The following is a 14,879-nucleotide window of genomic DNA, read 5'->3' on the forward strand; positions in this document are numbered from 1 at the left end:
CGATCAGTTCCCGTTGCTATGCTGGAAGCCCGTCGGGCCATGACCGGCTTCCGCCCAGTCGACGAGCAGGGTCAGCACGCGCCGCAGTGCGATGTCCTGCTCTTCGATCCGCGCCTCGAGCAGCGCGATCCGTGCGGCAAGCGCTTCCGTCTCATCCGCGTCGGCCAGCGGCACCGCGACCGGGGCCGACGGGCGTACGTCCGCGGGCTGCGGCGATACGCCAAAGCGCGATGCCTCACTCCGTTCGACGGCGTACAGGCCAACCGGCTCGGCATCGTTGACAGCGACAGGCGAGAGCCCAACCGGGGAGGCGCCCGACCTGGCACCGGGCATGTCGCCGGCGATGTCGGCAACGACCAGGGTGACCGCATCGGCATCGATGACGTCAAGCTGCTCCAACGCGCCGAACAGCAACACTCGCCCGGCGAGCTGGTTCAGCCGGCGCGGTACGCCGTCCGAGGCCGCATACAGCGCGGCGAAGGCGTCGGCGGTGAATCGCGGCCGACCGGTGGCTCCCACGACGGACAGGCGGTGCAGCATATAGGGCTCGACTTCCTCAGGGCCCATCGGATCGAGATGGTGGACCGCGATGACCCGCTGGCGCAGCTGTTCCAGTCGATCCGATCCGTATAGCCGTGCCCGGAACTCGGGTTGGCCCAACAGGAAAATCTGGAGGAGGGAGTGGCCACCGGTCTGGAAGTTGGAAAGCATCCGCAATTCTTCGAGGCTGCCCACCGGCAGCGCTTGCGCCTCATCGACGATCAGCAACGTGCGTCGGCCGGTGCGTGCAGTCGCCTGCAGACCGCGCTCGATCGCGACCAGCAGCTGCGCTTTGGTCAGGCCCTCCCCGTCGAGGTCGAGTCCCGATGCGACCATCCGCAGCAAATCCTCCGCCTCGATCTGGGTCGACACGATCTTGATCACTTGCAGCCGGCTCGGGTCGATCGTCGCCATCAGGTGACCGACCAGCGTCGTCTTCCCCGCACCGACGTCGCCGGTGATGACGATGAAGCCCTCGCCCTGCGACAGGCCATAGCCGAGATAGGCCATCGCCTTGCGATGCGTCGCGGTTTCAAACCAGAAACGCGGATCCGGCGTAAGCTGGAACGGCCGGCCGGTCAGTCCATAATGATCGTCGTACATTACACCATCCTCGCCGGGATCTTACACGCCCAAGCGTTTTAAAAGTGATACCGCATTCCAAGCTGCGCCTGTGCCGAAAGCTGGTCGTCGATGCCCTTCTGATTGAACGAATAGATCCCAGCCGTTGCCTGCGCGGCGATACGCCCGAAATTATGGAAATAGAGGCCGGTCGCCCCGGTACCGAACACCCCCGGCGCTGCGCTGAGACCGCTTTCATAGTAATTGGCAAAGATCGTGCCGTTGATGCCGGAGCTGCGATCGATCGGCGCAGCCAGGAACGCCTGGGCGTAAACGCTCTCGTCCGTCACGCCGTCGATGCTGAATCCCGTGTCGGCGGGCGCGAGGAAGCGCCGAGTGGCAAAGCCTGCGCCGACCCCGAAATTGAGCGCGCCGTGCCTTGCCGACAGTACGCCATCGATCCCGCGGGCGCGATAGGCCGCGGTTGCGATCGACTGGAACACGCCATTCAGACACCCGCCGGCAGCACCGCTGGTTGCGCCGAAAGTACAACCGCTGAACTGCTGCCCGAACACGTCGCGCTGATCGATGAAGCTCGTCGGCAATCCTGCCAGTCCCTGGCGCAACTGGCGCGCGAAGGTATCGACGCTGTCATAAACCGCGATCTGCATTCCGATCGATCGCGACGCGGCATAGCTGAATGACCCGCTGTAGGTCATGCCGCCGTACCGTCGCCCGACACGCGCCTGGAGCGAGGTGCGTGGACTGGGTCGCCAGATCACGCCGCCGTCATAGATCAGCCCGTCGGTTTCATAGGCAATCCTGGGCGCGGCGGCCGCGTCGGTTACGAACCGGCCGCGTCCATCGACGACGGGAGCGCCAGCGGCATCGCGCAACGGGTCCTTTTGGGTAACGATGATCTTCTCATAGCCTGCGCCTGCAGTGATCGCGACGCTGGGCAGAATCGGCAGGACAGCATCGGCGCGCCCCAGCGTCGACTCATAGCGCTGGTCGAGCTGCGATGCGGTATCGATCTCGTAGGCGCCCGAGACGGTCAGGCCGACGGGCAGCACCCTGCCCGGCTTGACGCCCGCCTGGGCGGTGAAGACATGGCTCTGCGCGGTATCGAAGACGTCGAGCGCGGCGCTTCCGGCGGGAACTCCGGTCCGGCCGGGGGCGTCGGCCTTCGTGAAGCCATATCTGTAGCTTGCCCCGACCCCAACCGGTCCGACATGGCTCGCCAGCGTCGGTCCGAGGTAGCCCGAATAGAGCTGTGCGATATTGTCGACATTCCCCGCGAGATTTCCGGGAGCTGCCCCGCGGATATCGGAGCGCACCCGCGTCGCGATCGCTCCGCCGTCGAGACTGATCCCCGGCACGAGCCTGATCGCACCGCGCGCCAACCCACTGTGGATCGTATTGTCGCCGACCCTTTTGTCGTAGGACAACCGGCGCTCGTAGCGATAGCTGACCTGCGCCTGGGTCCGCCGGGTCTGGAGCGACGCCTCGACGCCGGCGGCAAGGGTCGAATAGGTCAGCACGTCGTCGGTCGTCAGGTCGGCGGTTACCACCTGACCGATTTCGATATACGGCGCGATGGATCGGTCGCGCTCGGCCGCATTGGCCGGCGCGGACACGGGGACGATGCCGATCGTGGCGACCGCGATCGCACAAATCCAGCCCCCGCGTCGGGTCATTTCCCCTCGTCCAGTCGCTCGTAATAGCTCCCGTACCGGCGCCCACCAGGCGCATACCCTACGGCATTGAGCAGCAGCTGCAGATGGTCGCAGCCATCGAGCAGCGCGACCGCTTCGCGCAGATCGCCTTCGCTGGTCCGATCCGCGCGCACCACGATCAACACCTGCCCGACCTGACCGGCGAGCACGGCGGCGGGCGACGCGGCCAGTACCGGGGGCGAATCGAAGATGATGATCCGCCGCGGGTCCGCCGCCAGCAAGGCCGCGATCATCTCGCCAGTCCGGGCGCTTGCGACCAATTCGGTGTCGGCCGTCGTTTTCGTTCCGCACGGCAGCAGGCTCAGCTGCGGAATGTCCGTGCGAACGATACACTGTTCGACGCAGACCGAGGGGTCCGCCAAGGCATCGAGCACGCCCTTTCCCTCGCTGAGCCCGACCCGCGCCATGACGTCGGGCTTGGCGAAATCAGCATCAACCAGCAGCACCTCGACGTCGCGCTCGGCGGCCAGCGAAATCGCCAGGTTGAGCGCGCAATAGGTCTTGCCGTCGTTCGGGTTCGCCGACGTCACCAGAAACGTCCGTGCCGCCGTGGGGTCGACCGGCCGCAAGGCGCGGGCGGTTGCCATCAGCTGACGCTTCACCAGGCGGAATTCCTCGGCAAGCGCGCCGACCGCCGCCCCCGGCACCAGCAGATGCTGCTCGGCCAGCAAGGCCCGGTCGATGGTCGCGGCAGGAACATCCGGGTTTGGCGTCGTTGCGCGCACCGGCGGGCTCGGCGGCAGAACGGTTGGCGACACCCCCGTCATCGTGGGAACGTATACCCCTTCCACACCGTCGGGTTGCCGCGCGCCGCGATGCTGACCGATGTCGTAAAGCGCAGCAGCGCGTTCCAGCAGCGAAGCGGTCGACTTCAAGGGGACAGGCCTGCTCATGCCGCGAGACCCCGCTGAAGCATTTCGACTCCGAGGAGCCCGACATAGGCGACGCCCAGCCCCGCGACCGCGCCGCCATAATAGAACAGCATGCGCCGCCGTGCCGCAATCTGGTCGGGGCGGTACATCTGCCCGATCGACCCGATCACCGGCATCCCGCTCACCTTTTCCAACCGGCTGGCCGTGGGAAAGGTCGTCTTGAGCTGACCGAAGACGAACGCGCCGGCGATACCAGCCCCCAACGCCGCAACCAGCACCCCGGTCAGCAGCAACGGCCGGTTGGGGGATGCCGGGACGCGCGGCGCCGAGGGCGGATCGATCACGCTGAACTTGATCGAATCGGTTTGCGACTGCGCCTGCCCGCGCAGCTTGATCGCCTCGCGGTCCGACAGCAGCTTCGCGTACGAGTCCTTGAGCACCTGATAGTCGTTCTCGATCTTGGATTGTTCGGCAGCCACCTGCGGGTTCCCCGATAGTTTGGCGGTGATCGTATCGAGGTCGGATTGCAGCTGCGCCCGGCGCGCGCTCAGCGCCGCGACCTGCGCCTGCTTTTCCGCCTGGATCGACCGCATCGAAAGATAGGCCGGGTTGGACGCCGCCGTACCCCCGCCACCACCAACCAGCGGCTCGCCCTTTGCGGCCGCTTGAGCCGCCGCAAGCTGGCCGTGGAGCGCGACGACATCGGGATGGTTCTCAGTATATCCCCGGGCTCTTGCATCCGCGAGCTGCCCCTGGATCGCATTCAGCCGCGCCCGTGCCGGCCCCATGCTGCCCCCGACCGCGACGCCGGGAACATTCGCAGGGGTTCCCGCCATCTGGCCATTGACCGCCGCCAGCCCGGACTGGGCCGCGGCCAGATCACTATCGACCTGTGCCATGGCCGAGCGCGCCGCACCCATCCGGTCGGTGAGCGTCCCCGTCCCGGGAAGACTGCCGAGATAGCGGTTCTGGAAGTCGGTCCGCTTGGCGTCGGCATCGGAGAGTTGCTGCTGGCGCGCGGCGAGCTGCGCATCCAGGAACGTAAGGCTCTGGCTGGTTTCGTCGCGATCGCCCGACACATTCTGTTCGACGAACAGGTCGATCAGTTTCTGTACCACCTGCCGCGTCACCCTGGGACTCGCCCCGGTGGCCACGATCTCGAACAGATTGTCCTGCTGTGCGGTGATCTTGATCGCCTTTTGCAGGCCGGCGACGCGATCCGTCAGGTCGCGATCGGTCTTTACCGTCTTGGCCAGGTCGGTTCCGCGCACGACCTTGGTCAGGCTCGTCGCCGAGGTGAGCGTCTGGCGAATCGTGTCGACGTCCTTTTGCTGATCCGCGGCCGTGATGCCGACCGCATTGGGCAGCACGGTCTGCATCTGGACGAAGACGCGCGCCCGGGATTCGTACGTATTGGGGATCTGCGCCACGACCAGCCAACCCAGCAGGGCGACGCCCCACGCCAGACCAAGCGCGATCCAGCGCCGTGTCCAGATCGCATACGCCGCCAGGCGCAGTTCATCGAAAAGTCCGTTCATCCCCGCGCCCTCAGAACATGCTTTCGGGAATGATGATCACGTCGCCGGGTTCGAGGCGGACGTTCGCGCGGCTATCGCCCTCTTTCAGCAAGCTCGACAGCTTGATCGCGAATTCGGCCTGTTTCCCGGTGGCACGATCATAGCGCACCAGGCGCGCGCGGTTTCCCGCTGCATATTGGTTGAGCCCGCCAACGGCGATCATCGCATCCAGCAACGTCATGTTCGCGCGATACGGGATCGACGCGGGCTTCTCGGTCGCGCCCACGATGCGGATCTGCTGACTGAACGTTCCCGAGAAATTCTCGACGATCACCGAAACGATCGGATCCTTGATATATTCGCCCAGCGAGATCTTCATGTCGTCGGCCAGCATCCGCGGCGTCTTGCCGACGGCGGGCATGTCGCTGATCAAGGGCGTAGTGATGCGTCCATCCGGCCGGACCTGGACCTTGGTCGACAGCTCGGGATTGCGCCAGACGAAGATGTTGAGCTGGTCGAGCGGGCCGATGATATATTCTTCGCTCGGCTTGTCCTGCGCAGCGACGAACGACGCCTGCGGCAGGACGGGCCGGGTGCTACCGGCACAACCGCCGAGCGTGGCCGTGACGACCCCCCCCAGCAGCACCGCCGCAATAGTCCTCGACACGCACACCATAAACACCTCCCGTCGCGCGCAAACGCCGGGGGGCACCGCCGACAGGTCCCGATAGCGCGCGATAATCGCGCCTCTATGGCGGGCAAGGGGTGAAGATAGCGTTAGGGCTGAACCGGGAGTCCCGCCAGCAGTTCGCGGGGGGGCGCATGCCCCAGGAAGGCCGTGGGACTGGCCGTCAGGCCATAGGCGCCCGCCATGAAGACCGCGACCAGATCGCCGACTTCGGCCACCGGAAGCGTTACCCTGTCGGCCAGGCGATCCAGCGGGGTGCACAGCGGTCCGACCACGCTGACCGTCTCGGTCGCGGAGCCCACGCGCGGCGTCGCGATCGCTACCGGATAGTTGCGACGCACCACGGTGCCCAGGTTGCCCGTTGCCGCCAGCTGATGATGCAGGCCGCCGTCCACCACGAGAAACGTCTCGCCGCGACTCTCCTTTCGGTCGACGACTCGGGTGAGATACACCCCGGCCTCTCCCACGAGCCACCGACCAAGCTCGATCGCATAACGCGTACCGTTCTGGTCGCGCGCGCTCAGACCCTCTCCCAGCGCTGCGCCGATCGCAGCGACGTCGACGGGCCGCTCTCCGGGGAAATACGGAATGCCGAACCCGCCGCCGAGGTTGACCAGCGGCGGCTGCTCCCCGACCCCGTCGCTCAGCCGATCGGCCAGTGCCAGCGTTGCGGCTTGCGTTTCGATGATCGCGCCGGCGTCCAGCGCCTGCGATCCCGCAAATATGTGCCAGCCGCGCCAATCTGCTCCTGCATTGACGATCGTGCGCGCGACGGCAGCGGCCTGATCCGCGTCGATCCCGAAGGGCGATGCGCGGCCACCCATCCGCATCCCCGATCCGCGCAACTCGATGTCGGGGTTGACGCGCACCGCCAGCCGCGGCGCAATGCCATCGCGATCGGCGATCGCCAACGCCCGCGCTGCTTCGCCGGCAGATTCCACGTTGACAGTGATGCCGGCCTTGATCGCCACGGCAAGCTCGTCATCGCGCTTGCCCGGACCGGCAAAACTGATCCTCGCCGCCGGCATGTGCGGCAGCGCAAGCGCGAGTTCGCCTGCCGACGCGATATCCAGCCCGTCGACCAGCGGCGCCATCGCAGCGAGCAGCGGGCGGAAGGGATTGGCCTTGATCGCATAGTGTAGATGGACGGCATCGGGCATGGCCACGCGGAATTGGGCGATCCGCCGCGCGACCACCTCTATGTCGTAGACGAACAGAGGCGTGTCCCCCGTAGCCGCAATCCATGCCGCCGCCTCCTGTCCGCCGATTCGCAACGGCAAGGCGGCAAAGTCGGCAGGGATCGATCCCATTGGCTTCATGACGTCATTTCCGCTTTGAGAGCCGCGCGGTCCAGCTTCCCGTTGGCGTTGCGCGGCAAATCGTCCCGCCACACATAGCGCTGCGGCTGCTGGAAGCTCGGCAGATCGCGACGCAGCCGGGCCCGCAATTCGGGTTCACGCGTCCCATCGCCCCGCAGGACGACGACGATCGACTGCCCCAGCCGCGGGTCGGCAACACCGATCGCCACCGCCTCGACGGTCTCGCCACCCGCAACGACCGCGTCTTCGATTTCAGTCGGACTGATCCGGTTGCCGGCGCTTTTGATCATCTCGTCATCGCGACCGATGAAGCGCAACAGGCCGTCATCCGCGGCGACGACCGTATCCCCCGACCAGACGGCGAGTCCGTCAGACGATGCCCAGGCCGGTGCCGGTCGGAAGCGTTGCGTGGTGCGGGCCGCATCTTGCCAATACCCCCCCGCTACCAACGGGCCGGCATGAACCAGCTCGCCTGGTTCACCCGTCTCCGCGCGTGACCCATCCGGACGAACGACGAGTATCTCGGCAAACGGAATGGCGCGTCCGATCGACTCCGGATGGTCGTCGACCAGAGCCGGTGGAAGATAGGTCGAACGGAATGCCTCGGTCAGTCCGTACATGGGATAGAGATCCGCCTGGGGGAAACGCGCGCGCAGCCCCGCAATCAGCGACGTGGTCAGAGCACCGCCGGAATTGGTCAATCGTCTCAAATGGTTTGCGACTGCATCCGGCCATTCCGTCTCAAGCAGCTGCACCCACAAGGGTGGTACGCCCGCCAGCGTCGTAGCACCAACCCGGTCCACCGCCTTCACGACATCCCGGGCGGTCAGATAGTTGAGTGGCGCATAGCGCGCCCCCGCCGCCCACGTCGAAAACATCTGGTTCTGCCCGTAATCGAAGCTCAGCGGCAGGACGCCCAGCACGCGGTCCGATCGCTCGAGCGCGAGGTAGTGCGCTACGCTGATCGCACCGAGCCATAGATTGGCATGGCTCAGCATCACGCCCTTGGGCCGCCCCGTCGAGCCCGACGTATACAGGATCGCCGCCAGCGTATCGCCCGACGCGCTAGATGCGGGCCGAGGATCGCCCGACCAGCTCACATCATGATCAAGCATGATGGTACAAGTTTCCGGAATATCTAGGCTTTCAAGCGTATCCGCACGGCCCGCTTGCGTGATCAATTGCGCAGCGCCGCTATCGGCCAGGATATGGGCCACCTGCGCGCGTTTGAGCATGGGGTTGATCGGCACATGGACAAATCCGGCACGCGGCACCGCCATCGGCAGGACACATGCCAGACGCGTCTTGGGCAGCCAGCTTGCTACCCGCGCCCCGGGGTCCAGGCCTTGCGCTCCAAGCCAGGCGGCGACCTCTCCTGTCAGTCGCTCCAGGCCCGCAAAATCAAGCGTTCCGGCGCGGTCGACCAGCGCCACTTCGGACGGGATGCCGCGGGCTGGAAGCGTATCGATCGGGTACGGCGTGGGGTCGAGTGGAACCATGACTCTTGATAGCCCTCCGCGACCGACTGTGAAGGCCCATCGCGATGCTCTTGGCAGCACGTCGTGCATTCTCTATCGCAGCGCACCATCAAGAGACGGAACCGGGGCTCGCAGTGCTTCCAGATAATTACGGCCAGATCGATTCCACCATTCGCGGTTGCCTTCGCGACGTGCTCGGACTGAGCGAGGAACGCGTCGCCGCGTTCCAGGACGATACGCCCCTGTTTGGCGCCCTGCCCGAGCTGGACTCGATGGCTGTGGCGGGTTTGCTGACCGAGATCGAAGAGCGGCTCGGTATCCTGATCGAGGACGATGAGGTCGACGGCGAGATGCTCGAAAGCTTCGGTGCGCTCGTCCGCTTCGCGGCAGCGCACGCGCCGCAATGACGGCGGCTTGATAGACGAGTACGCCTGGCGCGGCGGCCGGGAGGCAATGCTGCGCTTCGGGCCGGGCTCCGGGCCGGTCGTTGTCGTCGTGCTGCCGTTGTTCGAAGAGGCCAATCGTCTGCGCGCGTCGATTGTCGCCATGTGCCGCAGGCTGGCCGATGCCGGCATCGCCAGCCTGCTGCCCGACGTTCCGGGCCAGGGCGAAAGCCTGACGCTCCTGCAGGACTGCACATTGGCGGATATGCGGGCAGGGCTCGCCGCTGCCGCCCGGGTCGCCGCCATGACCCATGGACCGATCCACGCCGTCTCGATACGCAGCGGTGTCTTGCTCGATACGTTTGCCCTGCCGGAGCGGCGTTGGTCCTTCGCGCCGCAGCCGGGAAGCGATCTTCTGCGCCAGCTACGCCGAATCGATCGTGCCGCCACCCTGAATGCCGGCGCGCCGGTTCGCGAACTGCCCGCGCGCACCACCCAGACCGTCACCATTGCCGGCAATGTGATCGGTCGAACGTTGCTCGACGCGCTGGAAGCCGCAGACGGCTTGGACGCGCCTTCGCACGGCGGACGGGTGGTTCGGCTAACCGGAGACGCTCGGGCGGCGGACCGCCACGTCGAGGGGACGGCCCTATGGCGGAGGTCTGAGCCCGACATCGATCTTCCGCTGGTTGCGCTGTTGGCCGACGATATCAAGGCATGGGTCGTCTCATGCGCCGGATAATGGCCTTTGCATGCGCGGGGGAAACGCTGCTCGGAACGCTCGATGAGGCTGCGGGCAGGACCGGACTGCTGATCGTTTCGGGCGGAAACGAAATTCGGATCGGGGCGCATCGGGGGATGGCGCTGCTGGCGCGCCGGGTGGCCGAGCAAGGCATCCCCGTCTTCCGTTTCGACCGACGAGGGGTCGGGGATTCGACGGGTACCAACGCGGGCTTCCTCTCCTCCGCGCCCGACATCGCCGCTGCCGTCGCCTATTTTCGCCAGGAAGCCGCACTGGAGCGCCTCGTCGCGTTCGGCAATTGCGACGCGGCAACCGCCCTTGCGCTGTTCGGCGCAGATGCCGGCGTCTATCAGTTGATCCTCGCAAACCCTTGGGTAATCCCTGCAACCGACGACTTGCCCGCCCCCGCCGCGATCCGCGCCCGCTATGCCGCAAAACTGCGTGACCCCCGGGAATGGCTCCGTCTGGCCCGGGGCGGCGTCCATCTCGGCAAGCTTTATCGGGGGCTCATGAAGGCCCTCCGACCCAACGTGGACAGGGACCAAACCTTGATCCGGCGCGTCTCGGCGACCTTGGACCATGCGCAAACGCCCAGCCGTATCCTGCTGGCGGAACGGGACAATACGGCGATAGCCTTTCGCGACGCCTGGAAAACGCTGGCTGCCCTGCACGCGCACCGCATCCCGATCGCGGTCTACGACACCGCAAGCCACAGCTTCGCCGGGATCGACGAATCGCATTGGCTGGCCGACCAGATCGTCATGGCGGTCCGCGAACCCTGAAGCAGGTCCGCGGATCGCCAAACAATCATTCCGCGGCCTCGGCCATTTCGAATTCCATCTCCGCCAGGAAGCGCTCGGCGTCCAGCGCCGCCATGCATCCCGTACCGGCAGCGGTCACCGCTTGGCGATACACCTTGTCCATCACGTCGCCGCACGCAAACACGCCCGGTACGCTGGTTCGGGTCGAGCCGGTCTCCGTCCAGATGTAGTGATCGTCATCGAGCGCAAGATGCCCACGGAACAATTCGGTCGCCGGATGATGCCCGATCGCGACGAAACCGCCCTCGGTATCGAGCCGCGACCTTTCGCCGGTCACGGTATCGATCAGGTCGATCGCGACCAGTCCGGCCGTACCACCGCCGTCGACGAACTGGTCGACTTCCTTGTTCCACAGAACGGTCACACCCTTATGCGCGAACAGCCGTTCCTGCAGGATTCGCTCCGCCCGCAGCGAGTCCCGCCGATGAATCAGCGTGACGTCAGGCGAGTGGTTGGTCAGGTAAAGCGCCTCTTCGACCGCCGTATTGCCGCCGCCGATCACCGCGACCTTCTTGCCACGATAGAAGAACCCGTCGCAGGTGGCGCAGGCGCTGACGCCCTTGCCCTTGAGCGCGTCCTCGCTGTCGAGCCCGAGCCATTTGGCCTGTGCGCCCGTCGCGATGACGAGCACGTCGCCTTCATAGACGTCCCCACCATCGCCGATCAGCCGGAACGGTCGCCGCGTGAGGTCCACCTCGACCACCGTGTCGTACATCAGCTGCGTCCCGACGTGCCCGGCCTGCTTCTGCATCTGTTCCATCAGCCAGGGTCCCTGGATGACGTCGGCAAAGCCCGGATAATTCTCGACGTCGGTCGTGGTCATCAGCTGGCCGCCCGGCTGGATGCCCTGAACGAGGATGGGCTTCATCCCGGCGCGGGCGCCATAGATGGCAGCGGAAAGGCCGGCCGGCCCCGAACCGAGGATCAACATGCGGGTGGTGTAGGTGGTCATGATCACTTTCGTCCTGTCGGCCCGCCGCGTCTCGGGTCGCGACGGGCCGGCTGACAACATGGTGCGCGCGCGGCGTCAAGCAAGAGCTTGCGCCGCGTCGATGCTTTGGATCAGGCCGGCACCCGGTACATGGCACACAGCTTGTTGCCTGCCGGATCCCGGAGATAGGCCAGGTACAGCTTGCCGAAGGCGCCTTCGCGGACGCCCGGCGGGTCTTCGCACTCGGTACCGCCGTTGGCCAGGCCCGCCGCATGCCAAGCATCCGCCGCTGCCTGCGATGCGGCCCTGAAACCGATCGTCCCGCCATTGGCATGGCAGGCGGGAGCGCCGTCGATCGGCATGGTCACCATGAACAGCCCCCCGTCGTTTATGTAGAAGATCCGTCCCATGGGGTCACTGCGACCGGCGCCAGCGCCAAGCGCGCCAAGCGTCGCATCGTAGAACGCCTGTGAGGCATGGATGTCATTCGATCCGACCATGACATGACTGAACATGAGGTACGCTCCATGAACTGCTAGGTTGGGACGACGAGACTAACACCCAAGTCGTCCTCCGGCCATGCCCGGCCGGACGGTCGGGATCGGTCGATCCCTCCCCGCCCATGTGACCGGAACACCGTATCGCGCCGAATCAGGAGGTGGATCGGCCCCAGGCGGCGACATCTTCCCGGATCCGCGCATCCACCATCCGCCGTGCCGCCATCGCCGACACGATGCGCGTTGCCGCGCCCTGTGCCTCGGCCGGGAGATTTGCCTTGGCGAATGCGGTGATCTTGCCAGGCATCGCGGGGTCGTCGGATCCCGCTCCCAATCCGGCGACGAAGCCGGCACGGGTGCTCGTTTCCACCAGCGTATTGATCAGGGCGATATGCGCCACCGCATAGTCGAACGCCATGTCCGGATGCTCGTTCGCCACCGCGCGCAGCAAGCTCGCCTTTTGCGGCGCGGTGAAACGATCGGTGGTCAGCAGCGCCAGCGCGCGCTGCGCAAGGCCGTCGTCCTTTGGCGCGCCGAGCAGCCGGACGTAGGTGTTCTTGGTCACCGGGTTCTTTTCGGCCATCGTCAGCGCCAGAAGCGCATCCCAGTCGGCCACCGTGGCATTGTGCGCGAAGACGCCAAGGATCGGCGCGCGGATCGGTGCCGGGATCGCGTCGGGGTTCTTCTGCAGAGCCGCAAACAAGTCGCGCGATTTGGCGATGACCGCAGCGTCACCGTGCTCGCCCAGCACCGCGATCAGCGTTTCGCGGAGGGTTGCGGTCAACGCGCCCTCGTCGCGGCCAGCGGAAAAGCCGACGCGCGTCATGACAGGCTGAAGCGTGCGCACGATCTTGGCACCGACCGCGTCCCGGGCGGCCCCCTTGGCGACGCGCCCGTCCAGGTCGGACATCTGCCCCGCCACGGTCTGCCACAGCAGCGGGTTCGCCTCGACCCCGATCGCGCCGACGTCGGCGAAATAGCGATCGAGCCGCTGGTTCCCACCCTTTGCCAAAGCAAAGTCGTCCCCGAGCGTCCCGAGCTGATCGGTCAGCGCGATCTTGCCGAAATCGCGTACGATCGCGGCATGCGCCGGTGCGGTGTACTGAACGCGGGCGTAGCTGCCCTTTTCTCGGTTGAGCACGACGGTCCCGCAGCCGGGAAGTGTGACCGGCTGCACGGCCGCGCCGCGCACCGTCGCGCGGACATCAGCCTGACCCACGACACCGAGCGTCATCGGCACCCGCCACGTCTCCGCCTGCTTGGCGGAACCGTCATACGCGAAGCGCCCCTGCGTCAGGCTGACCTGCGTCTGGCCGCCAAGGCAGCGCGCGTCGGTCATCGTCACGAGCGGAACGCCCGGCTGGAGCGTGAAATCATGCGCGATCGGGGCCACCGGTGTCTTCGCCGCCGTCGACAGCTCGTCCCACAACTGGTCGGTCGCGGTGTTCCCGTACTTGTACCTGGCCATATATCCCCGGATGCCGGCACGGAACGTGTCCGCGCCGAGCGTGGATTCGAGCATGCCGATCACCGCCTGCCCCTTCATGTACGTGATACCGTCGAACGCCTGGCCGATCTGATCGACCGTCTCGACGTGGCGAATGATCGGGTGCGTGCCGACAGTCGAATCGACCTGAAGCGCGCCCTCGCGGTCCTGCGCCACGGCGGTGGCGGCGGCGTACCATTCTGGATTCAGGTCGATGCTCGACTTGTTTTCCATCCACGAGGCGAAGCCTTCGTTGAGCCAGAGATCGTCCCACCAGTTCATCGTCACCAGATCGCCGAACCACTGATGCGCCATTTCATGCGCGACGACGGTGAAGATGCGCTGCTTGCCGCTTTGCGTCGCCCGCTTGGCATCGTACAGGAGTTCGGGCTCGAAATAGAAGATCGCGCCCCAATTCTCCATCGCCCCGAAGAACTGGCTCGAGCCCGGGCCTGCGATCATGTCGAGCTTGGGCAGCGGATAGGGCTGTCCGAAATACGCATTGTAATAGGTCAGCAGTCGCTTCGCCTGTGCCAGCGCATAATCGCCCTGGTCGACCACGCCGCGCCGTGTGATGATGCCGATCTCGGTCTTCCCCGCCATCACCGTCTTGCGCTCGACGTCGCCCATGCCGAGGAACATCAGGTAACTCGACATCTTGGGGGTTTCGGCGAAGCGATACAGCTTGGTACCGTCGGCCTGCTTGGTAACGCTGGTCGCCGGCATATTGGAAAAGGCGGTCTGGTCGCCCGGAGCGATCGTGCTGATCGTGAAGCGGGCCTTGTAGGCCGGCTCGTCCCACAGCGGCGCAAAGCGGCGCGCGTCGGGCGCCTCGAACTGGGTCACCAGCATGCGGGCGGCAGAGCCGTCCTTGTTGGTATAGTCGATCGCGAACAGCCCGGCGGCCGAGGTGTTGATGGTCCCGGTCCAGGCGAACGCCAGCGCGTGCTTGCCTGCCGATACGACCGTCCCCGGCGTCAGAACCAGCTGCTGCTTCGCGACGTCGAGCCGGAAGGTGACGGCCTTTCCGTCCAGCGTCGCCCGCGAAATCTTCAGATCGGCAGCATTCAGGACGATCGTTCGCGTCGGCTTGGCCACGTCGATCGCAACCGTCTCCTCGCCGGAAAAGGTCATCGCCTTGGCATCGGGACGAACGGAAATGTCGTAGGTGAGCGGCGTGACACCGCCCGGCAACTGGCCCACGGCGAAGGCCGGGGTCGCAACGGCGGACAGCAAGACCGCGGCAAGGGAAAGCTTCACGCACGACACTCCGGTTATCATCTCAAGACCCCGTTCCTTAAGGCATTC

Annotated in this window: 13 protein-coding genes; 3 read left to right on the top strand and 10 right to left on the bottom strand. The window is 65.9% G+C overall.

The genetic code is table 11. The features are described 5' to 3' along the window. Positions 1-3: 3 nt before the first annotated feature. The 7 genes from L8K25_RS11605 to L8K25_RS11635 form a co-directional block, all read right to left on the bottom strand. Entirely contained in the window at positions 4-1,143 is a 1,140-nt protein-coding gene (locus L8K25_RS11605; RefSeq protein ID WP_242139061.1) for an AAA family ATPase, read from the bottom strand. A 38-nt stretch (positions 1,144-1,181) separates the two neighbouring features. Further along, entirely contained in the window at positions 1,182-2,798 is a 1,617-nt protein-coding gene (locus L8K25_RS11610) for a hypothetical protein (protein ID WP_242139062.1), read from the bottom strand. Beyond that, positions 2,795-3,730, bottom strand: coding sequence for an AAA family ATPase (locus tag L8K25_RS11615; RefSeq protein WP_242139063.1), 936 nt, complete (start codon positions 3,728-3,730; stop codon positions 2,795-2,797). Before L8K25_RS11615 ends, L8K25_RS11610 begins: the two co-directional genes overlap by 4 nt. After that, positions 3,727-5,247 carry an XrtA system polysaccharide chain length determinant gene (locus tag L8K25_RS11620; protein ID WP_242139064.1) on the bottom strand — a complete coding sequence of 507 codons (1,521 nt, stop codon included), beginning with the start codon at positions 5,245-5,247 and terminating at the stop codon, positions 3,727-3,729. Before L8K25_RS11620 ends, L8K25_RS11615 begins: the two co-directional genes overlap by 4 nt. A 10-nt stretch (positions 5,248-5,257) precedes the next feature. Continuing rightward, positions 5,258-5,902 (bottom strand): XrtA/PEP-CTERM system exopolysaccharide export protein, encoded by a 645-nt coding sequence (locus L8K25_RS11625; RefSeq protein ID WP_242139065.1) that lies wholly within the window; start codon positions 5,900-5,902, stop codon positions 5,258-5,260. Positions 5,903-6,003: 101 nt separating this feature from the next. Then, complete coding sequence (locus L8K25_RS11630) at positions 6,004-7,233, bottom strand: pyridoxal-dependent decarboxylase, exosortase A system-associated (RefSeq protein ID WP_242139066.1); 1,230 nt, start codon at positions 7,231-7,233, stop codon at positions 6,004-6,006. Continuing rightward, the gene (locus tag L8K25_RS11635) at positions 7,230-8,732 is read right to left on the bottom strand and encodes an acyl-CoA ligase (AMP-forming), exosortase A system-associated (protein ID WP_242139067.1); all 1,503 of its coding nucleotides are present in this window, start codon (positions 8,730-8,732) and stop codon (positions 7,230-7,232) included. Before L8K25_RS11635 ends, L8K25_RS11630 begins: the two co-directional genes overlap by 4 nt. Before the next feature lie 113 nt (positions 8,733-8,845). On the opposite strand from L8K25_RS11635, the gene L8K25_RS11640 reads away from it, so the two are divergent. Genes L8K25_RS11640 through L8K25_RS11650 form a run of 3 tightly spaced genes read left to right on the top strand, consistent with a single transcriptional unit; the run spans position 8,846 to position 10,618 of the window. Then, positions 8,846-9,118, top strand: coding sequence for an acyl carrier protein (locus L8K25_RS11640; RefSeq protein WP_242139068.1), 273 nt, complete (start codon positions 8,846-8,848; stop codon positions 9,116-9,118). A 7-nt stretch (positions 9,119-9,125) separates the two neighbouring features. Beyond that, entirely contained in the window at positions 9,126-9,836 is a 711-nt protein-coding gene (locus tag L8K25_RS11645; protein WP_242139069.1) for a hypothetical protein, read from the top strand. Further along, positions 9,836-10,618, top strand: coding sequence for a hydrolase 1, exosortase A system-associated (locus L8K25_RS11650; protein WP_347341153.1), 783 nt, complete (start codon positions 9,836-9,838; stop codon positions 10,616-10,618). Before L8K25_RS11645 ends, L8K25_RS11650 begins: the two co-directional genes overlap by 1 nt. A gap of 25 nt (positions 10,619-10,643) precedes the next feature. Here L8K25_RS11650 and trxB read toward each other — a convergent pair whose 3' ends face one another. From trxB to L8K25_RS11665, 3 genes are all read right to left on the bottom strand, one after another. Then, entirely contained in the window at positions 10,644-11,609 is a 966-nt protein-coding gene (gene trxB, locus L8K25_RS11655; RefSeq protein WP_242139071.1) for a thioredoxin-disulfide reductase, read from the bottom strand. 110 nt (positions 11,610-11,719) lie between these two features. Beyond that, entirely contained in the window at positions 11,720-12,103 is a 384-nt protein-coding gene (locus L8K25_RS11660; RefSeq protein WP_242139072.1) for a VOC family protein, read from the bottom strand. 136 nt (positions 12,104-12,239) lie between these two features. Beyond that, entirely contained in the window at positions 12,240-14,831 is a 2,592-nt protein-coding gene (locus tag L8K25_RS11665) for a M1 family metallopeptidase (protein ID WP_242139073.1), read from the bottom strand. Between the last annotated feature and the right edge of the window lie 48 nt (positions 14,832-14,879).

This window comes from Sphingomonas sp. TREG-RG-20F-R18-01, assembly GCF_022662475.1.
Lineage (GTDB): Bacteria > Pseudomonadota > Alphaproteobacteria > Sphingomonadales > Sphingomonadaceae > Sphingomonas.

What these genes read in the sequence shown, in the direction of transcription:
- L8K25_RS11605 (WP_242139061.1), bottom strand. Translation starts at nt 1,143, where the DNA reads ATGTACGACGATCATTATGGACTGACCGGCCGGCCGTTCCAGCTTACG.
- L8K25_RS11610 (WP_242139062.1), bottom strand. Translation starts at nt 2,798, where the DNA reads ATGACCCGACGCGGGGGCTGGATTTGTGCGATCGCGGTCGCCACGATC.
- L8K25_RS11615 (WP_242139063.1), bottom strand. Translation starts at nt 3,730, where the DNA reads ATGAGCAGGCCTGTCCCCTTGAAGTCGACCGCTTCGCTGCTGGAACGC.
- L8K25_RS11620 (WP_242139064.1), bottom strand. Translation starts at nt 5,247, where the DNA reads ATGAACGGACTTTTCGATGAACTGCGCCTGGCGGCGTATGCGATCTGG.
- L8K25_RS11625 (WP_242139065.1), bottom strand. Translation starts at nt 5,902, where the DNA reads ATGGTGTGCGTGTCGAGGACTATTGCGGCGGTGCTGCTGGGGGGGGTC.
- L8K25_RS11630 (WP_242139066.1), bottom strand. Translation starts at nt 7,233, where the DNA reads ATGAAGCCAATGGGATCGATCCCTGCCGACTTTGCCGCCTTGCCGTTG.
- L8K25_RS11635 (WP_242139067.1), bottom strand. Translation starts at nt 8,732, where the DNA reads ATGGTTCCACTCGACCCCACGCCGTACCCGATCGATACGCTTCCAGCC.
- L8K25_RS11650 (WP_347341153.1), top strand. Translation starts at nt 9,836, where the DNA reads ATGGCCTTTGCATGCGCGGGGGAAACGCTGCTCGGAACGCTCGATGAG.
- trxB (WP_242139071.1), bottom strand. Translation starts at nt 11,609, where the DNA reads ATGACCACCTACACCACCCGCATGTTGATCCTCGGTTCGGGGCCGGCC.
- L8K25_RS11660 (WP_242139072.1), bottom strand. Translation starts at nt 12,103, where the DNA reads ATGTTCAGTCATGTCATGGTCGGATCGAATGACATCCATGCCTCACAG.